Annotated in this window: 14 protein-coding genes; 7 read left to right on the top strand and 7 right to left on the bottom strand. The window is 70.5% G+C overall.

Annotation, left to right across the window (positions count from 1 at the left end; all coding sequences use genetic code 11):
* Positions 1-4: 4 nt before the first annotated feature.
* The 3 genes from GTZ93_RS33740 to GTZ93_RS33730 form a co-directional block, all read right to left on the bottom strand.
* Positions 5-433, bottom strand: coding sequence for a Mov34/MPN/PAD-1 family protein (locus GTZ93_RS33740; RefSeq protein ID WP_014394351.1), 429 nt, complete (start codon positions 431-433; stop codon positions 5-7).
* A gap of 64 nt (positions 434-497) precedes the next feature.
* On the bottom strand, positions 498-1,697 hold the full coding sequence (locus GTZ93_RS43055; RefSeq protein WP_257979228.1) for a hypothetical protein: 1,200 nt from the start codon (positions 1,695-1,697) through the stop codon (positions 498-500).
* 16 nt (positions 1,698-1,713) lie between these two features.
* The gene (locus GTZ93_RS33730; protein ID WP_139919142.1) at positions 1,714-3,474 is read right to left on the bottom strand and encodes a VWA domain-containing protein; all 1,761 of its coding nucleotides are present in this window, start codon (positions 3,472-3,474) and stop codon (positions 1,714-1,716) included.
* Positions 3,475-3,962: 488 nt separating this feature from the next.
* Between GTZ93_RS33730 and GTZ93_RS33725 the strand changes: the two genes are divergently transcribed.
* Together GTZ93_RS33725 and GTZ93_RS33720 are read left to right on the top strand one after the other, a co-directional pair.
* Positions 3,963-4,634: an RNA polymerase sigma factor gene (locus tag GTZ93_RS33725; protein ID WP_120577543.1), complete on the top strand. Its 672-nt coding sequence runs from the start codon at positions 3,963-3,965 to the stop codon at positions 4,632-4,634.
* A gap of 46 nt (positions 4,635-4,680) precedes the next feature.
* A complete protein-coding gene (locus tag GTZ93_RS33720; RefSeq protein ID WP_139919143.1) occupies positions 4,681-5,871 on the top strand; it encodes an anti-sigma factor family protein in 1,191 nt (396 codons plus the stop codon).
* A gap of 49 nt (positions 5,872-5,920) precedes the next feature.
* Here GTZ93_RS33720 and GTZ93_RS33715 read toward each other — a convergent pair whose 3' ends face one another.
* The 4 genes from GTZ93_RS33715 to GTZ93_RS33700 form a co-directional block, all read right to left on the bottom strand.
* Positions 5,921-7,363, bottom strand: a complete 1,443-nt coding sequence (locus GTZ93_RS33715) for an AraC family transcriptional regulator (RefSeq protein ID WP_139919144.1) — start codon at positions 7,361-7,363, stop codon at positions 5,921-5,923.
* Between the two features lie 11 nt (positions 7,364-7,374).
* Positions 7,375-7,923, bottom strand: coding sequence for a zf-HC2 domain-containing protein (locus GTZ93_RS33710; protein ID WP_139919145.1), 549 nt, complete (start codon positions 7,921-7,923; stop codon positions 7,375-7,377).
* Entirely contained in the window at positions 7,920-8,558 is a 639-nt protein-coding gene (locus GTZ93_RS33705) for an RNA polymerase sigma factor (protein WP_139919146.1), read from the bottom strand. The genes GTZ93_RS33710 and GTZ93_RS33705 overlap by 4 nt, the downstream gene beginning before the upstream one ends.
* Positions 8,559-8,686: 128 nt before the next feature.
* Positions 8,687-9,160, bottom strand: coding sequence for a PaaI family thioesterase (locus GTZ93_RS33700; protein WP_139916835.1), 474 nt, complete (start codon positions 9,158-9,160; stop codon positions 8,687-8,689).
* A 143-nt stretch (positions 9,161-9,303) separates the two neighbouring features.
* Between GTZ93_RS33700 and GTZ93_RS33695 the strand changes: the two genes are divergently transcribed.
* From GTZ93_RS33695 to GTZ93_RS33675, 5 genes are all read left to right on the top strand, one after another.
* Positions 9,304-11,628, top strand: coding sequence for an ATP-dependent helicase (locus GTZ93_RS33695; protein ID WP_139916834.1), 2,325 nt, complete (start codon positions 9,304-9,306; stop codon positions 11,626-11,628).
* A gap of 134 nt (positions 11,629-11,762) precedes the next feature.
* Positions 11,763-13,457 carry a DUF1592 domain-containing protein gene (locus tag GTZ93_RS33690; protein ID WP_180946037.1) on the top strand — a complete coding sequence of 565 codons (1,695 nt, stop codon included), beginning with the start codon at positions 11,763-11,765 and terminating at the stop codon, positions 13,455-13,457.
* Complete coding sequence (locus tag GTZ93_RS33685) at positions 13,454-14,881, top strand: DUF1552 domain-containing protein (protein ID WP_139916832.1); 1,428 nt, start codon at positions 13,454-13,456, stop codon at positions 14,879-14,881. Before GTZ93_RS33690 ends, GTZ93_RS33685 begins: the two co-directional genes overlap by 4 nt.
* Positions 14,882-14,943: 62 nt before the next feature.
* Complete coding sequence (locus GTZ93_RS33680; protein WP_139916829.1) at positions 14,944-16,098, top strand: lytic polysaccharide monooxygenase auxiliary activity family 9 protein; 1,155 nt, start codon at positions 14,944-14,946, stop codon at positions 16,096-16,098.
* A 404-nt stretch (positions 16,099-16,502) separates the two neighbouring features.
* On the top strand, positions 16,503-20,588 hold the full coding sequence (locus GTZ93_RS33675) for a M4 family metallopeptidase (protein ID WP_161663214.1): 4,086 nt from the start codon (positions 16,503-16,505) through the stop codon (positions 20,586-20,588).
* The last annotated feature ends 9 nt before the right edge of the window (positions 20,589-20,597 follow it).

Below are 20,597 nucleotides of genomic sequence, written 5' to 3'. Positions count from 1 at the left end.
CGGCTCACGGTTTGCGGTGGGCTCGCTCCAGGAGCAGGCCGTCTTCCTGGAGGATGGTGGGACCGGGACGGGGCCGGCCATACAGCAGCCCCGAGGCGATGCGCAGCGGCGCGGCCCACGCGGGCTCGTCGCGCACCAGCACGTCCTCGCCGCCGATGCGGACCACCATGCCGTCGGGGGCCACCACGGAGAAGCGCAGCGGCCGGCCCAGCGCCGCCTGGAGCGCGGCCATGGTCGTTTCGTCCTCCTGGGAGAAGGCCAGCGGGCCCTCCGGGTGGCTGTGGGTGATCTCCACCAGCGTGTCCCTCAGGCTCCAGATGGCTTCCCACCGGGGGCGGGAGTCCGGCAGCGCCATGGGGTCGTCGAAGGAATCACCCCACAACACCTGGTCCTCCGGTCCGATGAGCAGACACACCTCGCGCGTCGTCGACATGAAGTTCTTCCTCCCGAATGTCCCGTACCGACGTGGGGAACGGGCCCGGTCGGACACGCGGGTTTCAGACGTGCCGGGTGATGACCAGCGCGTCCGTGTCGATGGCTTCCTTGAGCACCGACGGCAGGCTCTCCAGCGTGACCCGGTTGTCCGCGCCCGCCAGGCACACGCCCGCGTCGCGCACGCGCAGCGTCGCGGCTTCCACCACCGTGACGAAGCGCTCGCCCATGAACGTGTAGACGACTTCGAGCAGGCCATCCCCCAGCCGGCGGTGGTCCAGCAGCCGCGCGCCGGCCTTGTCCAGCGCGCGCTCCACCCACGCGCCGACGTCCGACTCCGCGCGCCAGCGGTCCTGGCGCGTGAAGTTTCGTCCGTCCCTCGCGCCTGGCGTCCGGCCGGAAGCGCGCGCGGAGGCATCCCGGCGTGTTTCCCACGACTCACGCTCGTAAGCCGACGGCGTCGCCCCGCGGCCGTTCGCGTCCCGCGCCGTGCCGGGCTGAGCTCCCTCTCCGTGAAGGGTCTCCCAGCGTTCGCGCTCACGCCCTGACAACGCCCGCCCGAGCTCGCGTCCTTCCGCGTCCCGCCAGACCTCCGGCATGCCGGTTTCATGCATCCGCGCACGGGCCTCTGCTTCGCGCCGGGCCTCCAGCTCTGCCTGCCTCCGGACGAAGCGCGCACGCTCCTCGGCCAGCCGGCGCAGGCAACGCTCCGCCTCCGCGCGTCCCTCGCGCGCCACGTCGAGCACCCGCGCACGGGCCTCCACGGGCGCGAACGGGATGCCCGTGCCTCGCGACACCGCCTCCAGCACCGCGAATCCGAACGCCGCGCGCAGCGAGGCACTCACGCCTCGCGTGTCCCCCAGCGCACGGTCCTCCTCCAGCGCTCGGCGCGCCGTCTCCTCCGCCTCGCCTTCGAACTCCACGCCCTCGAAGAGCAGCGTGCCGTCATGCCAGCGGCGCGCCGTCACCGGCGACAGGCGCGGCGGCTCCTCCTCCGGCATCAACGCCAGCGGTTCCGCCACCGCGCCCTCGCGCACCAGCCGCGTCCCCCAGACGTGGCCCCGCACGCGCGGCAGCGCCTCCATCCCTTCGGGAGACGCCGGCTTTCGCGCGGTGGCCTCGCGGCCCTTCACTTCGAAACGCCACCAGCCCGGAGCGACGGGCTGGGTGACGCGCAGGCGGCGTGAAGGCGCGTCCACGGTCCCGCCGCCGAAATACGGCAGCACCGCCGACTCCACCTTCCCGAGCAGCTTCCGGTAGTCCACGCCCCTGTCTCCTTCTTCACGCCACCTTCAACAGCGGAGTGCTCATCACCCGGTCCACCCAGCCGGACTGGCTGGCCCCCGCCTCGCGCGGAGCGTCCATCAGCGCCTGGAGCACGCGCGGCACCTGGTAGGGGTCCGCGAACTGCCCCACGCTCACCTCACTGAACGGCACGCCCAGTTGCTTCGCCCCCGAGCGCACCGTGTTGCCGCGCGCTCCCGCCACGCTCACCAGCAGCGCCATGGCCGCCACGCTGTAGCCACACGCGTGGAAGGCCCGGGCGAACTGGTCGCCTGCCTCGCCCGCTTCGTCACCCACCACCATCACCACCAGCTTCGCCTCCGCCGGGATGCGCACCCCGGAGCGGTGCAGCGCGTGGACACCGGCCGCGTGCACCGTGCCGCCGGACGCCTTCAGCCCGGACAGCATGTGCTGCACCGCCGTGCGGTTCGCCGCCTTGGGCTGCAGCACCGTGCCCATGGTGTCGAACGCCGCCACGTGCAGCTTGTTCAGCGGGAAGCCCGCGAGGATGCGCGACAGCGCCTCCTTGGACTGCTCGATGGCGCCCTCCATGGACCCCGACTTGTCGATGAGGAACATCACCCGCACGTCCGTCTCCGCCGTCGCCTCCGCCACCGCCTTCTTCACCGCGTTGTCGCTCGCCTCCTCCAGCTTGCGACGCACGTCCTCACCGCGGACGTTCTTCGCGATGTTCAGCGAGCGCTGATCCGTGGCGTTCGCCACCGCCCGCTCCCAGCGCGCCTTCACGGACGGCTCCTGCAACAGGCCCAGGTCCTCCAGCGTGGGCGTCATCAGCCGCAGGTCGCGGTCCGACAACGACGGCAGCAGCGTGGCCAGGATGGCGGGCGTGAGGCCCACGTCCTTCGGCAGCCGGCCCACGACCTCCTTGTAGGAGAGGCGCTCCAGTTCAATCCACTCGCAGATCTCCGCCTCGGAGAGGCCGTCGAAGCGCTCGCGCTTCACCAGCGTGAGCCCGTGCAGCCCCACCTGCCGGTGGCCGCCGTCCGCCTGCTTCTGCTTCCAGCCGAGCACCTCGAAGAAGCCCTGCGACTGGGGCTTGTAGCCCGCCTTGCGCGCCAGCTTCTTCAGCGTCTCCTTGTAGCCCGCCTTCACCAGGCCCTGGAGCATGGGCAGGTTCGCCTCACGCGCGGCCAGCCACTTCTGGGCCACGCGCTTCCAGCGGCCCAGGGGCGGCTTGCGAGACGCCGGATCACCGAAGCCCGCGGCGCGGTTGAGGCGCGCGATCTCCGGCGTCTCCAACAGCTCCGCCACGCGCAGCACGGCCTTGGGCGTGAGCATCCGCGTGGAGCGGCGCACGTAGTGCAGCACCATGGCCTCGCCGATGGAGCGGTAGTCGTCGTCGTGGAAGGCGATGGTGCCCTGGCCGTCGCGCACGGGCTGGCCCGCGTGCTCCTGCACCAGCATCAGCGCGCAGGTGGCCACCTTCAGGTCGCGCCAGTCCGTCTGCGTCAGCGCGTACGACGCGAAGTGCGCCATCAGCGTCGGGTTGAGGCGGTAGAGCTCCAGCAGCTGGCCGTACAGCTTCACCGCGGCGGGCACGAACAGGCCGGGCGCCGCCTTGCGGCCGCGCGACAGGGCCTTCGCGTCCGCACCGGCGACGGCCACCCAGGTGCCGTTCACATCCAGGCCAGGGCGGTGGTGCCACAGATGGGCGGAGCCACCGAGCACCACGTCGAGCAGGCGCTCGGCCGGTCCTCGCTGCGTCTCCGGAAGGGTCGTCTGGGTGCGAGCGGTCATGGCGGTCATCCCCCTTTCGGGACGGAGGCATGCCCGGAAGGGCTGCCTGGAGTGAGGAGGGAAAAAGTGAGCGCCCGAGTGAGGAAGCCGGAAAGCTGAATTACGAATTCAGTGCCGGACCGCCGGCGGTCCCCCCGCCTTGCGAGCGGAGGGGTGGAGTCGAACCACGGCGTGTAGGGCCTCTTCGGCCGGGCGCTCGAAAGCGATGCGCCCCTGGACGCCCCCCTGGCCGGAATCCTGACGGCGCCATTTTCGGGCCTCCTTCCGGGACCTTAGGAGTCTGCCCGGGCCTCTATGGAGGCGACCCGCCGCGTCATCCGCGGGCTTTTGAAAAAAGCGTGTCAGGAAACGCGGAGGGCCGGAGTCGGGCGTTCTGGTAACCAGTCGGAGGCTGTTCGCGGATGCAACGTGTTAATTTGCCGCGCCACATCCCCGTAACCCAACCTCTCGGGACGAGGACCTCCCGGGACAGCCTCCAGGGTCTTCCGGTGTACGAGCAGCTCACGGATGAGGAATTGTTCGCGGAGGTGACCCGGCGGCGCGCCACAGGCGAGGCCATCGGGACTCCATTGGGGGCCTTGTGCGCGCGGTGGGCGCGCCCGGCCCGTTACGTCATTGGCCGGATTCAGGGCAGCTACGGACGCGGTTCGCCGGCGGACGCCGACGAGCTCTTCCAGGACGCGGTGGGGAAGTTCCTCGACCGGGGCCTGGATCAGTTCCGGGGCGTGTCCGAGCAGATGCCGGGCAGGAGCGCGTCTCCCAAGACGTTCTTCCTGCGCATCGTCAAGCACGTTGCCATCGACTTCTACCGGCGGCACCGGGAGGAGCTGGCGCCCGCGCCGGTGTCGCCCGACGACGTCATGGAAGAGACCCCGTCCGAGGTGGCCCGGGCGGTGGAGGGCGCACGGCGTCGCGAAGAGCGCGCCGAGGCGCAGGAGCTGTATTGGGCCGCCTACGCCAGGCTCCAGCAGGAGCATCCAAAGGAGGCTTCCGCATGGGAGCTCTATCACCACGAGGACGTGGAGGATCACGAGGAATGCGCACGTCGTTTGAACATCAGCGTGGTGAACTCGTACAAGCGCGTCAGCCGCGCCCAGGCATACCTGCGTTTGTACCTGCTGGAGTTGCAGCGGGACGGACTGCCGGAGGAGCCGTCGTGACGTCTCGCGGGAGTCTGATGACTTCCGCCTCGCCCGGGATGTCGCGATGAAGGGCGACGCGCTGTCCCGCTACCAGGCCCGGTACGCGCGCCTGGGCGCGGGCCCCCTCTCGGTGGGTGAGCTGTTGGAGGTGGTGGGGGATGTGCTGCGCCGCTCGGACCGGCTCGGCACCGACGGGGTGGAAGAGGCCTTGAAGGGCCTGGGCCGCCCCGAAGTGGAAGCCTGGCTTGCCCAGCAGAAACCGCAGGCGCTCCAGCCGTTGCTCCTGCGTGCCGCCGAGGAGTCGATGGAGGTGGCGCTGGGCGAGGAGGGTGAAGAAGCGGAGCTGTGGCGCGCGTCCGCGCTGGAAGGACTGGCCGCCCGGGACCGGGCCGCCTCCGCCGCCCGCGCGCTCGTCACCTGGGAGATGTTGAAGGGCCCGCTGGACGGGGACGCGAGCGCCGCTCGTGAGCGCTTTCTCGGGGCGCTGGGCCACCTGGACTCCTCGCTGCGCTCCCGGGCGCGCTGGTTCATCCCGCTCAACACCGAGCGCCGCGCCGAGCGCGACCTGCTGGACCCCGTGGAGCGCCCCGGCGCCTGGTGGTTCTCCGCGAGGGCCAGCTGTGATGACCTGGTGGCGTCCTGGACGGGCCGCCCCATGAAGGACCCGGAGCACCTGAAGGACTGCGCCAGCTGTCGCGCGGACCGGGCGGACACGGCGGTGGTGGACACGCCCCCGCGCCGCCACCTCACGGATGACGAGCTGTGGCGGCTGGACTCCGGCGAGATGAGCCGCGAGGAGCGCGAGCGCGTGGAGGCCCACACGGCCGGCTGCGGTGAGTGCGCCCAGGCCGTGCTGGCGCTGGAAGAGGGCGACGCCGCCATCGACGAGGCGCTGGAATTGGACGAGGAAGGCGCGCAGGTTCCGCGCGCGGCGCGCGACTCCCGCGCGGACATGGCCCGGCGCCCCAGCGCGGCCCGCCTGCCGGAGCACCGCGAGGTGCTGGAGGAGCGGCGCGACTTCCGCGTGGTGCTGGTTCGCGAGCGTCAGCGGGTGCGGCTTCTGGTGCAGCCCCTGGGCACGCGCGCCGTGACGGCCGCCGTGTTCCTGTCGCCCGGGCGTCCGTCGCTCAAGCCGACGCAGGGACCGGAGGGGCTGTCCTTCGACCTGTCCACGGCGGCGGCCACCGGCGCGCACGCGGCCCACCTCACGGTGCAGGCCGGGCAGGAGACGCTGGAGCGCGACTTCGCGTTCTGAGTGAAGCGCGGAGCGGCGGAAGGTGGGAACCTTCCGCCTTCGCTCTGCCTCACTGGAGCTGGGAGGAGGGCACGTTCCGGCCGGACGAGTCGTACGGTTGGGCCGAGCGCACCGGCAGCCTGGGCATGGGGAGGGGGCCTCGCGAGGCTCCGGCCCGCACGCCACCGGACAGGAACGCCGCCACGAGCTGCGTGAGCGGCGGCCGGGTGGCGAGCGCCACGCCGCATACCTCCAGCCACTGCCGTTCGAAGCGCCCCGTGGTCTGCCGGTACGCGTTGCATCCCTGCTGCGTGGGAGCAGCCAGGTCCCGTTCGAAGCGCTGGTCGTCGACGCCCCAGCGGATGCGGAGCGAGTCCGACGCGAGCCGGATGAACAGCGGTTCTCCGCCCCAGGTGCCCTCGATGAGGGTGGCGGAGCCGCCAGCGCGCACCTTCACCGAAAGGTCCCGCCGCTCGTAGGTGCCGTTCACCTCGATGCCGTGCTCGAAGAGCTCGTCGCCGAATTCGCCCTTCCATGAGGGGCCCTTGCCGAGCATGAGCGGCGTCGCCGTCTGCACGCGCTGCGTGTCGAACCAGGCGGTGCCGACCCTGCCCAGGGGCGTGTTCGCCTTGGGCCGGGGGCCATCTTCCAGGCCCTGGGGGCCGGAGGGCAGGGGCTGCGGGGTGGCGAGCAGGTCCGTGGTCTTCACCGACGCGTCCACTGTCTCGAAGCGCACGCCGCCGAGCCACGCCTGGCCGGTGCCGCTCATGATGAGGCCCGCCATGATGGAGGTGGCCTCCTTGGGCACGTCCAGCACCACGTCGTAGCGCTTGCAGCCGTGGGTGCCCACCAGGGCGCGCGACTGCATGTTGTCGAAGGCGAGCGGCTGCTTGGGGTCCGCGCCCTCCACGCGCATCCACAGCCCCGCCCAGCCCTTCACGTCCTGGTGGCGCACGGCCGCGGAGAAGCGCAGGCGCTTGCCCCGGAAGTCCTGCGCGCTGAAGGCCTGCATGAAGGTGCCGAAGCTGTCCGTGGCCTGCGTGCGCGAGCGCAGGAAGGCGCTGCGCGTGCCCTCGCACGGGGAGGACTCATCCACGCCCGCTTCGTAGTGCTGGGGCGCGCTCTCCGTGACGTACCAGCCCTGCGGCAGCTTCGTCCGCGTGGCATCCGGCGCGGCGGGCATGCCGCCGGATGTGGCCGGGGCCGTCGCGCTTGATTGCGGCGTGGACGCGGCGGGGGCGGTCGTGACGGAAGCCACCTCCGCGCCGGGCCTGGGCGCTGGAGCACTGGTGGGCGGGGGCGGGCTCGCCTTCGGCGCCGAGGTATCGGGCCTGGCTGTCGCGGCTGTCTTCGCGCCCGAGGACGTCGGGCTCGCCTTCGGCGACGTCGCCTCGGACGCGGCCGTCGCGGTGGACGTGAGCGCCGTCGTCGCGACGGCGGGCGGAGTCTGGGCCGCCGCGAAGGGCGTCCAGAGCGCGAGCAGCAGGCCGGGGAGGCGGGTTCGGAGCGTCATCACGGAAATCCTCACAGCGCGGCCGGGCGCGAACTCAGCGCCACCTGCGTCAGCCCGCTGGACGCGTCGTAGCGGGGGACCTCGCCCTGTCCACCGGGGTGATACACGAGCAGCCCGCGTGCGCTCGCGGACTTGAGGCAGTGCTCCTGCGTGGCCAGGTCCGGGCACGCGACCACGATGTCCCGGGGCGCCTCGTCATCCTCAACCCGCACGTCCTGCACCGCGACGACCGGTGCCTCCACGGGCGTCACGGACGGAGAGACGGTTTCCCCTCCGGACCGCAGCATCAGGAACACGGAGGCCGCCACCGCGACCAGCGCCGCGGCGACGGCGGCCGGACGGTGCCAGCGAGCGGGGCGCACCACGACAGCGTCGGGCGGCGTGGCGGCGGCGACTTCGTACAGCTGCTCCTCCAGCAGGGCCTCCTCCTGGAGCAGCCGCGCGCACGGCTCGCACGTGAGCGTGTGGGCCTCCAGCTCCGCCTCGGCTTCGGGCGGCAGCGCGCCCAGCAGGTACTGCTCCGTGCGGTCGCGGGTGAGGTGGGGCGTGGGCCTGATCATGGTTGTTCCTCTTCGAGCGCGGTGCGCAGCTTCTTGCGGACCTCGCACAAAATCTGTCGCACGCGCTGGACGGACAGCCCGACGCGGGAGGCGACTTCTGCATGGGGAAGTCCCTGGCCGTCACAGGCCAGGAGGAAGACGTTGCGCGCGCCCGGTGACACCTGCTCCAGCGCGCCCCGGGCCCGGGCGAGCTGCTCCTCCGACAGCAGGCGCTTCTCCGCGGACTGCGCGGGGTCCACCGGCTGCTGCCGCTCCGGGAGGTCCTCCAGCGTTCCGTCCACCGACTCGCGCCGCATGCGCCGGGCGTCATCCGACGCGAGGAACGCCGCCTGGGTGAGCGCGAGCGCCGGCAGCCGCAGCTCCGTGAGCAGGCCTCGCTGCTGCTGCTGGATGAGGCGCGCCCACGTCTCCTGCGCCAGCTCCTGGGCCCGGTCCACCCGGATGCCCCGCGCGAGCAGCGACACCACCACCCGGCGCTGGTGCCGCGCGATGAGCGCGTCCCACGCGGCACGCTCCCCCGTGAGCGCGCGCCGGGACAGGGCCTCCTCGTCCGGCGCCGCCGGTCGCGCGGCCCTCTCTGTGTCCTGCCGCGACTGGAGGGTCGTCATCCCCAAGCCCTGTACGGCTGCATCCATGCCGTCTTCCCGTTGCGAGCCGCGCTCGTCCCCCGGAGGCCGTTCCTGCCCCGGGCTCCCAGGGAAACGCGCCTCCTGGCCGGACATATCGACGGGAATGGGCAAGGGGGGCCCGGGGTGGGGGAATGTCAGTTGGTGGCGGGGCTCTCGCCGGAGGCCCACGGCTGGGAGGAGACGCGCACGACGCCCTGGCATCGGGCGCACACGCGGCCCTCGGCATCGAGGATTTTCGCGGAGGCGAAGAGGGTGGACGTCCCTCCGTTGTCGATGACGGCCTCTACGTGGAAGCGGTTTCCGGTGACCGGGCGCTCGAAGCTCATGGACAGCTGGACGGTGGCGCAGCGGCGGGTGGTGTCCCGGAGTGCCGGAGTGCAGCCGATGGCGATGTCGAAGAGGGCCGCCAGCACACCGCCATTGACGGCGGAGCTGCCCAGGCCGCCCCGGTGGTGCGGCTGCACCTCTGGAAGCTCCACCACCACCTTGCGCCCTTCGGGAAAGGACATCCGGGCGCCGAAGTGGCGCAGGGTGAGGCTCTGGGTGAACAACTCCGCGTAGCGGTCGAGCTGGGCCTGGGTCGGGGGGGACGAAGGGGTGTCGGACATGGCAGGTGGGCCTTCTTATAACCCACGCTCCTGCCCGTCCCGAGAGCGGACGGCCCGGCGGGCGACAGGGCTTACCGGAAGACCCGGCACCGGCGCGCGAAAGACGTTAGAAGACGGGGTTCTTCCCCCTGGTGGAACTCTCCGTGAACGCCCACGAAACCGCCCTCCTCGAAGACCTCAACCCGCCCCAGGCGGAAGCCGTGCTCCACGGCGACGGCCCCCTGCTCGTGCTGTCGGGCGCCGGCAGCGGCAAGACGCGCGTCATCACCCGCCGTGTGGCCCACCTGGTGAAGGTCCACCGCGTCTTCCCGTGGCGCATCCTGGCCGTCACCTTCACCAACAAGGCCGCGCGCGAGATGCGCGATCGCCTCACCCAGCTCCTGGGCGCGCAGGCCAACGACCTGGTGGTGAGCACGTTCCACTCTTCCGCGGCCATGATTTTGCGCCGCGAAGCGGAGGCCGCGGGCCTCACGCGGTCCTTCGTCATCTACGACGACGGCGACCAGCTCAGCCTGGTGAAGCGCGCCATGCGCGACGCGGGCGTGGAGCCGGTGATGCAGCCGCGCGAAATCCTCCACCGCATCGACCAGGAGAAGAACGCCGCGCGGCTGCCGGAGGACATGCGCGTGGAGCAGGAGGACGTGCGCGGGCAGATCGTCAAGCGCGTGTACGCGGGCTACCAGAAGCTGCTGCGCGCGGCGAACGCGGTGGACTTCGGCGACCTGCTGCTGCTGCTCGTGAAGCTCTTCCGCGACCGGCCGGACGTGCTGGAGCGCTACCGCACGCGCTTCACGCACGTGCTGGTGGACGAGTTCCAGGACACCAACCCCGTGCAGTACGCGTTCCTGCGGCAGCTGGCCCCGCCGCCGTCCGCGAACCTGGTGGTGGTGGGCGACGACGACCAGTCCATCTACCGCTGGCGCGGCGCGGACGTGGACAACATCCTCCAGTTCCCCATGCAGTACCCGGGCGCGAAGGTGGTGAAGCTGGAGCAGAACTACCGCTCCGACCAGAACATCCTCACCGCCGCGCACGAGGTCATCTCCAAGAACCCGCGCCGCATGCAGAAGAAGCTCTGGAGCGAGCGGCCCAAGGGGGAGAACCTGGAGTTGCTGCTGCACCGCGACGAGCGCGCGGAGGCGCAGGAGGTGGCCCGGCGCATCCTGGCCGTCCAGCGCGAGGGCTTCATCAAGTTCTCCAGCATGGCGGTGTTCTACCGGACCAACGCGCAGAGCCGCGTGCTGGAAGAGGCGCTGCGGCTGGGGCGCGTGCCGTACCAGCTGGTGAGCGGGCGCAGCTTCTACGACCGCGCGGAGGTGCGTGACGCCTCCGCGTACCTGCGGCTGATGGTGAACCCGCGCTCGGACGCGGACCTGTTGCGCGTGCTCAACGTGCCGGCGCGCGGCATCGGTGACACCACCGAGGAGCGGCTGACCGACTTCGCGAACGAGCAGGGCTTGAGCCTCTACGAGGCCCTGGGCGAGCGCCACCGCATCCCTTCCCTCAACGCCACCGCGCAGAAGCGGCTGGGCGGCTTCCACCAGCTGCTCCAGTCGCTGCACGCCTTCTCCCTCACGGCGAAGGACGCGGCGGGCGCGGTGGACCAGATGCTGAAGGAGTCGAAGCTGGTGGAGACGCTGGTCGCGGAAGGCAGCGACGAGGCGCTCACCCGGGCGGAGAACCTGAAGGAACTCCTGGGCGCGGCGCAGGAGTTCGACCTGAAGCGCGCGTCCGAGATGGTGGCTTCCGCCGCCGCGCTCGAAGCTCGCGAGGAGGAGGCTCCGGAGGGCGTGGACTCCGCGCCGCTCACCGCGGACATCCCGCCCCTGCAATCCTTCCTGGAGCAGATCAGCCTGGTGGGTGAGGCGGACGCGGAGGTGAGCGAGGGCCGCGTGGCGCTGATGACGCTGCACGCGGCCAAGGGCCTGGAGTTCGACGCCGTGTTCCTCACCGGCATGGAGGAGGGCGTCTTCCCGCACTCGCGCGCGCTCAAGAGCGACGACCCGGACGGCGGCGAGGAGATGGCCGAGGAGCGACGGCTTTGCTACGTGGGCTTCACCCGCGCGCGCAAGCGGCTCTTCGTGAGCCTGGCGCAGTGCCGCTCCCTCTTTGGTGAGCTCAAGTACAACCCGCCCAGCCGCTTCCTCGCGGACGTGCCCCAGGCGTTGTTCGGCTTCAAGGAGAACGACCTGCCGCCCCCGCCGCGCGCCGCCGCCATGCCGCAGCGCCGCCGCAACTGGGACGACGACGAGACGGGCCCGCGCGTGGACCGCAGCTATTCGCAGGCGTCGTCCGACATGGACGGCGTGGGCGGCGACGTGCGCGGCATGCGCGTGCGTCACGAACAGTTCGGCTCCGGCCGAATCGTCGCCGCGGAAGGGTCCGGCCCCAACGCCAAGGTCACCGTGGAGTTCGGCGGCACCGTGGGCCTCAAGCGCGTCATCGCGCGCTTCCTCATCCCCGGCTGAGCGCCGGGCGGATCCGGTGTCCACAGCGGTTTCCAGTATTCATGTGACACCGGGCCCGGTCGGCCGGTGTACGGATTGACTTCCTGACGCTTCCCCAGTGGGATGACCTCCAACGAACGGAGGCGCTTCCCCCCATGGCGCTACGTCAACGACGGTGGACTTCCGCGCTGCTCGCGGGCTCCTTGAGTTTCCTGACTGCCTGCGAAGGCCAGATTTCTGACGCGGCGAATCCGCGCAATCCTGGCCCTGGCGGGACGAACAAGCCTCCCCCTGCTGGCGTGGAGCAGGCGGCGCGCTCCGTGCGCGTCGCTCGGCTGACGCATGCGCAGTGGGTGAGCAGCGTGAAGGACCTGCTCAAGCTGGACGCGGCGCCCACGGCGCTGGCGCAGTCGTTCCGCGCGGACCCGTCCCAGAGCGGCTTCCTCTTCGACAACGACGCCCGCGCGCTGTCGGTGGACGAGGCGCTGTGGGGCGCCTACCAGCGCGCGGCGGCGGACCTGGCCGGGCAGGTGGCCACGGACGCGACGAAGCTGGGCAAGCTGCTGCCGGCGGGGAGCACCACGGACGAGGCTCGCGCGAAGGCGTTCGTGGAGTCCTTCGGCCTGCGCGCCCTGCGCCGCCCGCTGACCGCGGACGAGGTGGAGACGTACCTGAAGCTGTACCGCCAGGGCCCTCAGGCGTACCCGACGATGGCCGCGTTCCAGGGCGGCCTGCGGCTGGTGCTGGAGGGCTTCCTCCAGTCGCCCCTGTTCCTCTACCGCGTGGAGCGCAGCACGCAGGCGGCGGACGGCAAGGTGCCGCTGGACGCGTTCGAGGTGGCGTCCCGCTTGAGCTACGCGCTCTGGAACTCCATGCCGGACGACGCGCTGTTCGTCGCCGCTCGCGAGGGCATGCTGGCGAAGCGCGAGGGCGTGGCCTCCGAGGCGCGCCGGATGATCGCGGACGCCCGGGCGCGCGGCGTGGTGGACGCCTACCACCAGGCCGTCTTCGACGTGCCCCGCTACGCGAGCATCCGGCCCAACGCGACGCGCTTCCCCAACGTCACCACGAAGCTGGCGGAGTCCGCGGCGAAGGAGAACACGCTCTTCGTCGAGGACGTCGTCTTCGGGCGCAAGGGGCGCTTCGCGGACCTGCTCACGTCGCGCGACACCTTCGTCAACGCCGAGCTGGCGCGCATCTACGGCCTCACCGGGACATTCACCGCGGACTTCGTGCCAGTGACGCTGGACGGGGCGCAGCGCCGGGGCGTGCTCACGCAGGTGGGCTTCCTCGCGTCGCATGCGACGTCCATCGACCCGGACCCCATCCACCGCGGCGTGTTCCTGTCGGAGCACCTGCTGTGCCAGAAGATTGGCGCGCCGCCGGCCAACATCCCCGCGCTGCCCGCGCCCAACGGCCGCACCAACCGCGAGGTGGTGACGTCGCACACGGAGGCGCCCGGCACGGTGTGCGCGTCCTGCCACGCGACGCTGATCAACCCGCTGGGCTTCCCCTTCGAGAACTTCGACGCCGTGGGCGGCTACCGCACGACGGACAACGGGCTCCCGGTGGACGCCTCGTCGACGCCGGGCATCGGCGGACAGAAGGTGTCGGTGAAGGACGCGCTGGACCTGGCGGACGCGCTCGCGACCACGCAGGCGGTGCATGAGTGCTACGCGCGCCACTGGGTGGAGTTCCTGAGCGGACGCCCCGCGGTGGCGGAGGACGACGCGCTGGTGGCGCGGCTGGGCAAGCTGTCGCAGTCCGGTCAGCTGCCCATCGTGGACCTGGTCGTCGAGGTCGTGACGGGCGTGGGCTTCGTGACTCGCCACCCGGAGGAGCTGCCGTGAAACTGAGCCGACGACGCGTGTTGCAGGGCCTGGGTGGCGTCATGCTGGGGCTGCCGGTGCTGGAGGGGCTGTTGCCCCGGAAGGTCCAGGCGGCGGAGGCGGACGCGCTGCCCTTCGCCATCTTCCTGCGCCAGGCGGATGGCGTGGCCGCCGCGCAGAGCACCTCCGAGCTGGGCAACGAGCCGGAGCGCTTCTGGCCGGAGCCGCTGGGCAACCTCTCCACCACGACGCTCGCGGGCAAGTCGCTGGTGGAGCTGGCGGACCACCGCGCGCGCCTGCTGGTGGTGCGCAACGTCAACATGAAGGACTACAACTACGGGGATGGCCACGCCCGCGGGGCGCTGCAGTGCCTCACCGCGCGAGGCCCCGCCGTGGAGGGCGTGGGCGGCGACTCCGAGGCGTCCGGCGAGTCGCTGGACCACCGCATCGGCCGTGAGCTGAACCCGCAGAAGCGCGACTCGCTCTACCTCTACGCGGGGCAGGCCGGCGGGTGGCTGGGTGGCCCCTGCATCTCCCACCGGGGCAGCGCTTCACGCCGGGCCGCGCTGCATGACCCGTGGGTGGCCTACCAGACCATGGTGGGTGGCCCCGGAGGCCTCTCGCCGGAGGCGCGCGAGCAGCTGCTGGTGCGCCAGAAGAGCCTCAACGACCTGGTGTCGGGCCAGCTGAAGGCGCTCCAGTCGCGGCCGGAGTTGAGCAGCACGGACAAGCAGCGCCTGGACCTGCACCTGTCCAACGTGCGCGACCTGGAGGTGGCGCTCAGCTGCCGTGCCCGCGCGGACGAGGAGCTGCGGCTCCAGCAGCAGGCGCCCGGCTACAACAGCACGGACGGCGACGAGGTGCTGGCCACGGTGCGGCTGCACATGGACATCGCGGTGCTGGCGGTGGCGTGCGGCACCACGCGCTCGGTGGCCATCCAGGTGGGCAACGGCAATGACAGCGCCACGCGCTACCGCGACCCCACGACGGGGCAGCTGATGGAGAACTTCCACTACATCTCCCATCGCCGCGCTTCGCACGACGCGTCGGGCGGCATCATCGCCGGGTCGGACGTGCTGCACTCGCGCGTGGACGCGCAGTTCGCGCAGACCTTCAACTACCTGTTGGATCAGCTGGCGGCGTACTCCCTGCCGAACGGCAAGAAGCTGGTCGACCAGGGCGTGTCCGTCTGGTTCAACGACCTGGGCAACGGGCCGGCGCACTCGGCGCGCCACATCCCGTTCATCCTGGCGGGCAGCTGCAACGGCTACCTCAAGCAGGGCGTGGCGGTGACGGCGGCGGGCGGCAACAGCAGCCCCAACCTCAACAAGATGCTCAACACCCTGGGCGCCGCGGTGGGCCTGAAGAACGCGGCCGGCGGGCCGCTGGACGACTTCGGCGACTCCACGCTGCCCAAGGGTCTGCTGACGGAGCTGCTGGCCTGAGCGGCCGTTGACCCGATTCGCCTCCGCCTTTCCTCCTTTGTTTTCGAACAGAGGAGGAAGGGATGTCCCCAGCAATCCGCAAGGCCTTCACCGCATCGCTCGCTTTCGTCTCCCTGCTGTCCGCCGGTCCGGCGGCGGCGCACGGCTCCATGGAAGTCCCGCTGAGCCGCGTCTATGGATGTTTCAAGGAAGGGCCGGAGAGTCCCAAGTCCGCCGCGTGCAAGGCCGCGGTGCAGACCGGTGGGACGCAGGCGCTCTATGACTGGAACGGCGTCCGGCAGGGCGCCGCCAACGGGCGTCACCGCGAAATCATCCCCGACGGCAAGCTGTGCAGCGCAGCCAATGAGAGTCACAAGGGCCTGGACCTGGCGCGCGCGGACTGGCCGTCCACGCTCATCACCCCGGACAGCAGCGGCCGCTTCGAGTTCGTCTTCCACGCCACCGCGGTGCACGCCACGGGCTACTTCCAGCTCTTCGTGACGAAGGAGGGCTACAACCCGGCGCTGCCCCTGAAGTGGTCGGACCTGGAGTCGACGCCGTTCTGCAACGTCACCAACGTGTCCGCGGTGAACAACCGCTACCGGCTCAACTGCCCGTTCCCTGCGACCCGGACGGGCTCGCACGTCATCTATGCCATCTGGCAGCGCGCGGACAGCCCGGAGGCCTTCTACGCCTGCACGGACGTGAAGTTCAGCAACACGCCGCCCCCGCCGGTGTCGTGGAAGGAGTTGGGCCAGGTGCAGGCGCGCGAGGACCTGCCCAAGTCGAGCAAGGTGACGTTCCGTCTCTTCGACAGCGCGGGCCGCGACGCCGAGTCGTATCCGCTGACGCTCGACGCGGCCACGCCCGCGGCCACGTGGATGTACCGGCTGGCGCAGCAGGTGAACGCGGGCTCCAGTCGCGTGCAGGTGGGCGTGCTCCAGACGACGGGCAGCGTGACGCCGGTGCAGGACGCGCTGGGCAACCGCGTGTACGCGAAGGAGACGGGCTACTCGTTCCAGGTGGACATCGAGAAGCCCTCCACCGGCGGATCCGCGCAGTACAAGTACCCGGCGGGCATCGACAGCTACACGGCGGGCACGTTGGTGGAGGGCACGGACGGGCTCATCTACCGCTGCAAGCCGTTCCCGTACTCCGGCTGGTGCAAGGGCGCGGCGTCGCACTACGCGCCGGGCACGGGCATGGCCTGGCAGGACGCGTGGGAGCGCGCCAACTAGGTCAGCCGGAGTCACTCAGGATCATCCGTGAATTCGATGTAACCCCGTGTGTTTCCCGTGGCCGTTCCATGGCATCAGGGTCCCCCCCCCATTTCCTTAGGATGTGGACGCTGTATACTGGCGGACAATTACGCTGAACGTGGAACCCACGGGGGGTAAAGGTCTGAGTCAGTCCCGCCCCTCCGCCATGAGCGTGATCCTTCCGGCGGCAGCACGCCCCCACGGGTGCTGCCGGCGGGAGTTCCCCTGCATGCTGTGGAGTCAATTCCATGCCCAAGCCGTGGCCCCAGTGGCCTCTGCTCCTCGCCGGCCTCGTTTCGGCGAGTTCATCCCTCGCGGCTGAGAAACTCACCCCTGTTGCCCCCTCCACGCTGATGCAGCTCCAGCTCAGGGAGCCGGCCCGTGTGGCGCAATCCCTGGCAAGCCTCAAGGCACAGAGCCTCCAGCTTGGCCTGAGCTCGCGGGACGACTTCCAGCTGTCCAGCTCCAGCACGGACGCCTTTGGCCAGACGCACGCGCGCTTCGAGCAGACGTATCAGGGCGTCCCCGTGTGGGGCGCCGTGGCCATCACCCACCAGGGACTGTCCGCGGGGGACATCCGCATCACCACCGAAGGCCTGCGCAAGGGCATCCGCCTGGGCGTGACGCCCGCGCTGGACGCGAAGTCCGCGGCGGCGAAGGCCACCCAGGAGCTGGCGCCCAAGGGCGAGCTCGCCGTCACGCCGAAGAGCGAGCTCATCGTCTACCCCCAGACGCGGCTCGTGAACCGCTACCCCGGCAAGCCGGTCGCGGAGCAGAACGCTGCGGACTTCGACACGCAGGTCGTCGCCTACCGGCTCGCGTACCACGTGCACACCGAGCTGGAGAACGCGAAGGACGGCGTCAAGCACACGGACTTCATCGTCGACGCGCAGACGGGCGACGTGCTGAAGCAGTGGAACTCGCTCCAGACGGCCGCCACCAAGGGCCTCGGCCACTCGCAATACAGCGGTGACGTCCCGCTGGACGTCTTCCAGAACGCCCAGGGCCTCTTCGAGCTGCGCGACGTCACGCGCGCCGGCGGCGAGGGCATCCGGACCTACGACGTCAACCACGCCGCCGTGCAGAACGGCGTCGTTCCCACGCTGACCCTCTACACGGACGCCGACAACGTCTGGGGCGACGGGCAGAACTACATCGTCGGTGCCAACAACACCCTGAGCACCAACGGCCAGACGGCCGCCGTCGACGCGCACTTCGGCCTGCTGGCGACCTGGGACTTCTACAAGAAGATCCTCGGCCGCGACGGCATCGACGGCGTCGGCTCGCCCACCTACAACCGGGTGCACGCCAGCAACCTCTACAACAACGCCTTCTGGAGCGACGGCTGCTTCTGCATGAGCTACGGCGACGGCTCGTTCCCGGCCGCCGGCGGCTTCAAGTCCCTGGGCGTGCTCGACGTGACGGGCCACGAGATGTCCCACGGCGTCACCTCGCACACGGCCGGCCTCATCTACGACGGCGAGTCCGGCGGCCTCAACGAGTCCAGCTCCGACATCTTCGGCGCCCTGACGGAGTTCTGGGTGGCCAACGGCCGCGGCAGCTCCATTGGTGACACCGGCGGCAACTGGCTCATGGGCGAGCAGCTCAGCGCGTTCCCGCTGCGCATCATGTTCCGCCCGTCGCTGGACGGCGCGAGCGTGGACGCCTGGTTCCCGGGCCTTGGCAACATCGACGTGCACTACAGCAGCGGCCCGATGAACCGCGCCTTCTACTTCCTGTCCCAGGGCGTGCAGCCGCTGGCGATCAGCACCGACTTCTCCAGCACCTACCTGCCCGCGGGCATGAGGGGCATCGGCAACGACAAGGCGGCGGCCATCTGGTACCGCGCGCTCACCGTCTACCTGTTCCCGTCGTCCAACTACCTGTCGGCCCGCACCAGCAGCCTCCAGGCCGCGGCGGACCTCTTCGGCTCCCAGTCCAACGAGTACCGCGCGGTGCAGAACGCCTTCGCGGCCATCAACGTAGGCTACACCGCCGGTACGTACGACGACCGCACGGCCCCCACCGTCACCGCGAGCGTCTCTGGCAGCGCGCCTGACCTCCAGCTGAAGGCGCAGGCCGACGACAACGTCGGCGTGGCCCGCGTGGAGTTCTACGTCGACGGCGCCCTGGCGGGGAACGTCTCCGCCCAGCCGTTCCAGCTCCTGCTGGACGCCACCTCGCTGACCAACGGCGCCCACGCGCTGGTGGCGGTCGCGTTCGACGCGGCCGGCAACTCCACTGCGTCCGCTCCGGCGAGCTTCACCGTCTCCAACAGCTTCGAACAGCTCCTGATCAACCCGGGCTTCGAACAGGACACCCTGGGCTGGACGGATGAGCCGTCGAACATCAACTTCCCGGTCGCCTCCGGCCCGCGCAACGGCCAGGGCTTCGCGTGGCTCAACGGCTATGGCACGACGCACGTCGACCGGCTGTGGCAGGACGTCACCATTCCCGCCGGCGTCACCAAGGCCGCGCTGACCTTCTTCCTCAACATCAGCACCGCTGAGACGACGACCACCGCCGTGCGCGACACGCTGACGCTGCAGGTGCGCGACACCTCCGGCACGGTGCTGGGGACGGTGGCGACGTGGTCCAACCTGGACGCGACGCTGGGCTATGCGCAGCAGAGCGTGGACCTGACGGCCTACGCGGGCCAGACGGTGCGCATCTTCTTCGAGGGCAGTGAGAACGCCTCGCTCGCCACCAACTTCCAGATGGATGACTTCTCGCTGCGCGTCATCCGCGGGGCGGATGCCGAGGCGCCCCGTGCGAAGGCCAGCGTGGTCTTCTCCGGCACGCGCGTGGGCTACTTCGCGGACGTGTCCGACAACGGCTTCGTCAACGCGGTGGAGTTCCTCGTCGACGGCGCGTCCCTGGGCAACTCGGTCAAGTCGTTCACCCGGGCTGTCAACCTCTCCACGCTGACGGCCGGTCCGCACACGCTCGTCGCCCGGGCCACGGACGCGGACGGCAACGTGGGGGACTCTCCCGCGGTGACGTTCTACGTGGACACCACCTCCACCCAGCGCGTGCTCAATCCCAGCTTCGAAACCGCCGCGAGCTGGACGAGCGCGACGACGCAGTCGGGCTCGACAGGCATCCTCAGCAACGCGTCCTTCGCGCACACGGGCAGCCGCCTGTACATCTTCTATACCAACGCGGGTCTGGCGCGGCACTCCGTCCGTCAGTCCGTGGCCATCCCGGCGACCGCGACCTCGGCCATCTTCAGCTTCTGGCTGCGCATGTACAACGGCGCGTTCTCCGACGGCTTGCCCCACCACACCATCAGCGCGAAGGTGCGGGATTCCGCCGGCACCGAGCTGGCGACGCTGAAGACGCTCTCCAACGTGGATGACACCGGCGGGGAGTACCGCCAGCACCGCTTCGACCTGACCGCGTACAAGGGCCAGACGGTGCAGTTGTTCTTCGACGCGGACCAGACGGCGGCCCCGCAGATCCCGGGCGGCGTCACCCAGTACTTCCTGGACGACGTCAACCTGGTCACCTCGACCCAGGCGGATATCCAGGCCCCCACGCTCGCCGTGGCGGTCGAAGGCAGCTACGGGACGGTGCAGCTCACGGCCTCCGTGAGCGACGACGTCTGGACGTCCAGCCTCGCGTTCCAGGTGGATGACGCCCCGGTGAGCTCCTTCACGGACGTCCAGGGCATCTACGCGACCGCGTTCGACACGAAGACCCTGTCCAACGGCCCGCACACGTTCAAGGCGACGGCCACGGACAAGGCGGGCAACACGACGGAGCGCACGGTGACCTTCGAGGTCCGCAACTCCACCGTCCAGGACCAGGGCGCGCCGCACATCACCGCCAGCGTGGAGGGCCTGTTCGAGACCTACACGATGCGCGCCGAGGCCACCGACGACACGGGCGTGGCGTACGTGGAGTTCTACGTGGACGGCGCCCTGAAGGGCCGGACCTCGTACGAGCCGTACACGCTGCCGCTGTTCCCGATTCCGCTGGCGCCGGGGGAGCACATCCTCGAGGCGGTGGCGTACGACGCCTACGGCAACTGGTCCAAGGCGAGCACCCCCTTCACGCTCCTGCCCGTCACGGTGGAGTTCGTGGTGGCGCAGTTCGTGGTGCCGGTGGGTAACTCCGTCGCGCTGCAGGCGAACGTGGCGAACGCGGTGAACACGGCGGTGAGTTGGTCCGTGGCGGAGGGCCGCGTCTGCGGCACCGTCGGCACGGACGGCGTCTACGCCGCGCCGGTGGCCCGTGGCCTGTGCCACGTGTCCGCGGCGAGCGTCGTGGTACCGACGGCGAAGGCCGTGGCGGCCATCCAGGTCTACACGGGCGACATCAATGGCGACAACGTCGTGGACGGAGAGGACATGGGCCTGCTCGCGCAGGACTACGGCACCAACGGCTCCGAGGAGACCAACCTCGACGGCGCCGGCTCTGTGAACGACAACGACATCACCCTCTTCGTCAGCCAGTTCGGACGGTAATCCCCCATG

The organism is Corallococcus exiguus, from assembly GCF_009909105.1.
In the GTDB taxonomy this organism is placed as follows: Bacteria; Myxococcota; Myxococcia; order Myxococcales; family Myxococcaceae; genus Corallococcus; species Corallococcus exiguus.
Note: the sequence above shows the minus strand (reverse complement) of the source record. Positions and strands in the feature narration are given on the sequence as shown.

What these genes read in the sequence shown, in the direction of transcription:
- GTZ93_RS33740 (WP_014394351.1), bottom strand. Translation starts at nt 433, where the DNA reads ATGTCGACGACGCGCGAGGTGTGTCTGCTCATCGGACCGGAGGACCAG.
- GTZ93_RS33730 (WP_139919142.1), bottom strand. Translation starts at nt 3,474, where the DNA reads ATGACCGCTCGCACCCAGACGACCCTTCCGGAGACGCAGCGAGGACCG.
- GTZ93_RS33720 (WP_139919143.1), top strand. Translation starts at nt 4,681, where the DNA reads ATGAAGGGCGACGCGCTGTCCCGCTACCAGGCCCGGTACGCGCGCCTG.
- GTZ93_RS33715 (WP_139919144.1), bottom strand. Translation starts at nt 7,363, where the DNA reads ATGACGCTCCGAACCCGCCTCCCCGGCCTGCTGCTCGCGCTCTGGACG.
- GTZ93_RS33710 (WP_139919145.1), bottom strand. Translation starts at nt 7,923, where the DNA reads ATGATCAGGCCCACGCCCCACCTCACCCGCGACCGCACGGAGCAGTAC.
- GTZ93_RS33705 (WP_139919146.1), bottom strand. Translation starts at nt 8,558, where the DNA reads ATGGATGCAGCCGTACAGGGCTTGGGGATGACGACCCTCCAGTCGCGG.
- GTZ93_RS33700 (WP_139916835.1), bottom strand. Translation starts at nt 9,160, where the DNA reads ATGTCCGACACCCCTTCGTCCCCCCCGACCCAGGCCCAGCTCGACCGC.
- GTZ93_RS33690 (WP_180946037.1), top strand. Translation starts at nt 11,763, where the DNA reads ATGGCGCTACGTCAACGACGGTGGACTTCCGCGCTGCTCGCGGGCTCC.
- GTZ93_RS33680 (WP_139916829.1), top strand. Translation starts at nt 14,944, where the DNA reads ATGTCCCCAGCAATCCGCAAGGCCTTCACCGCATCGCTCGCTTTCGTC.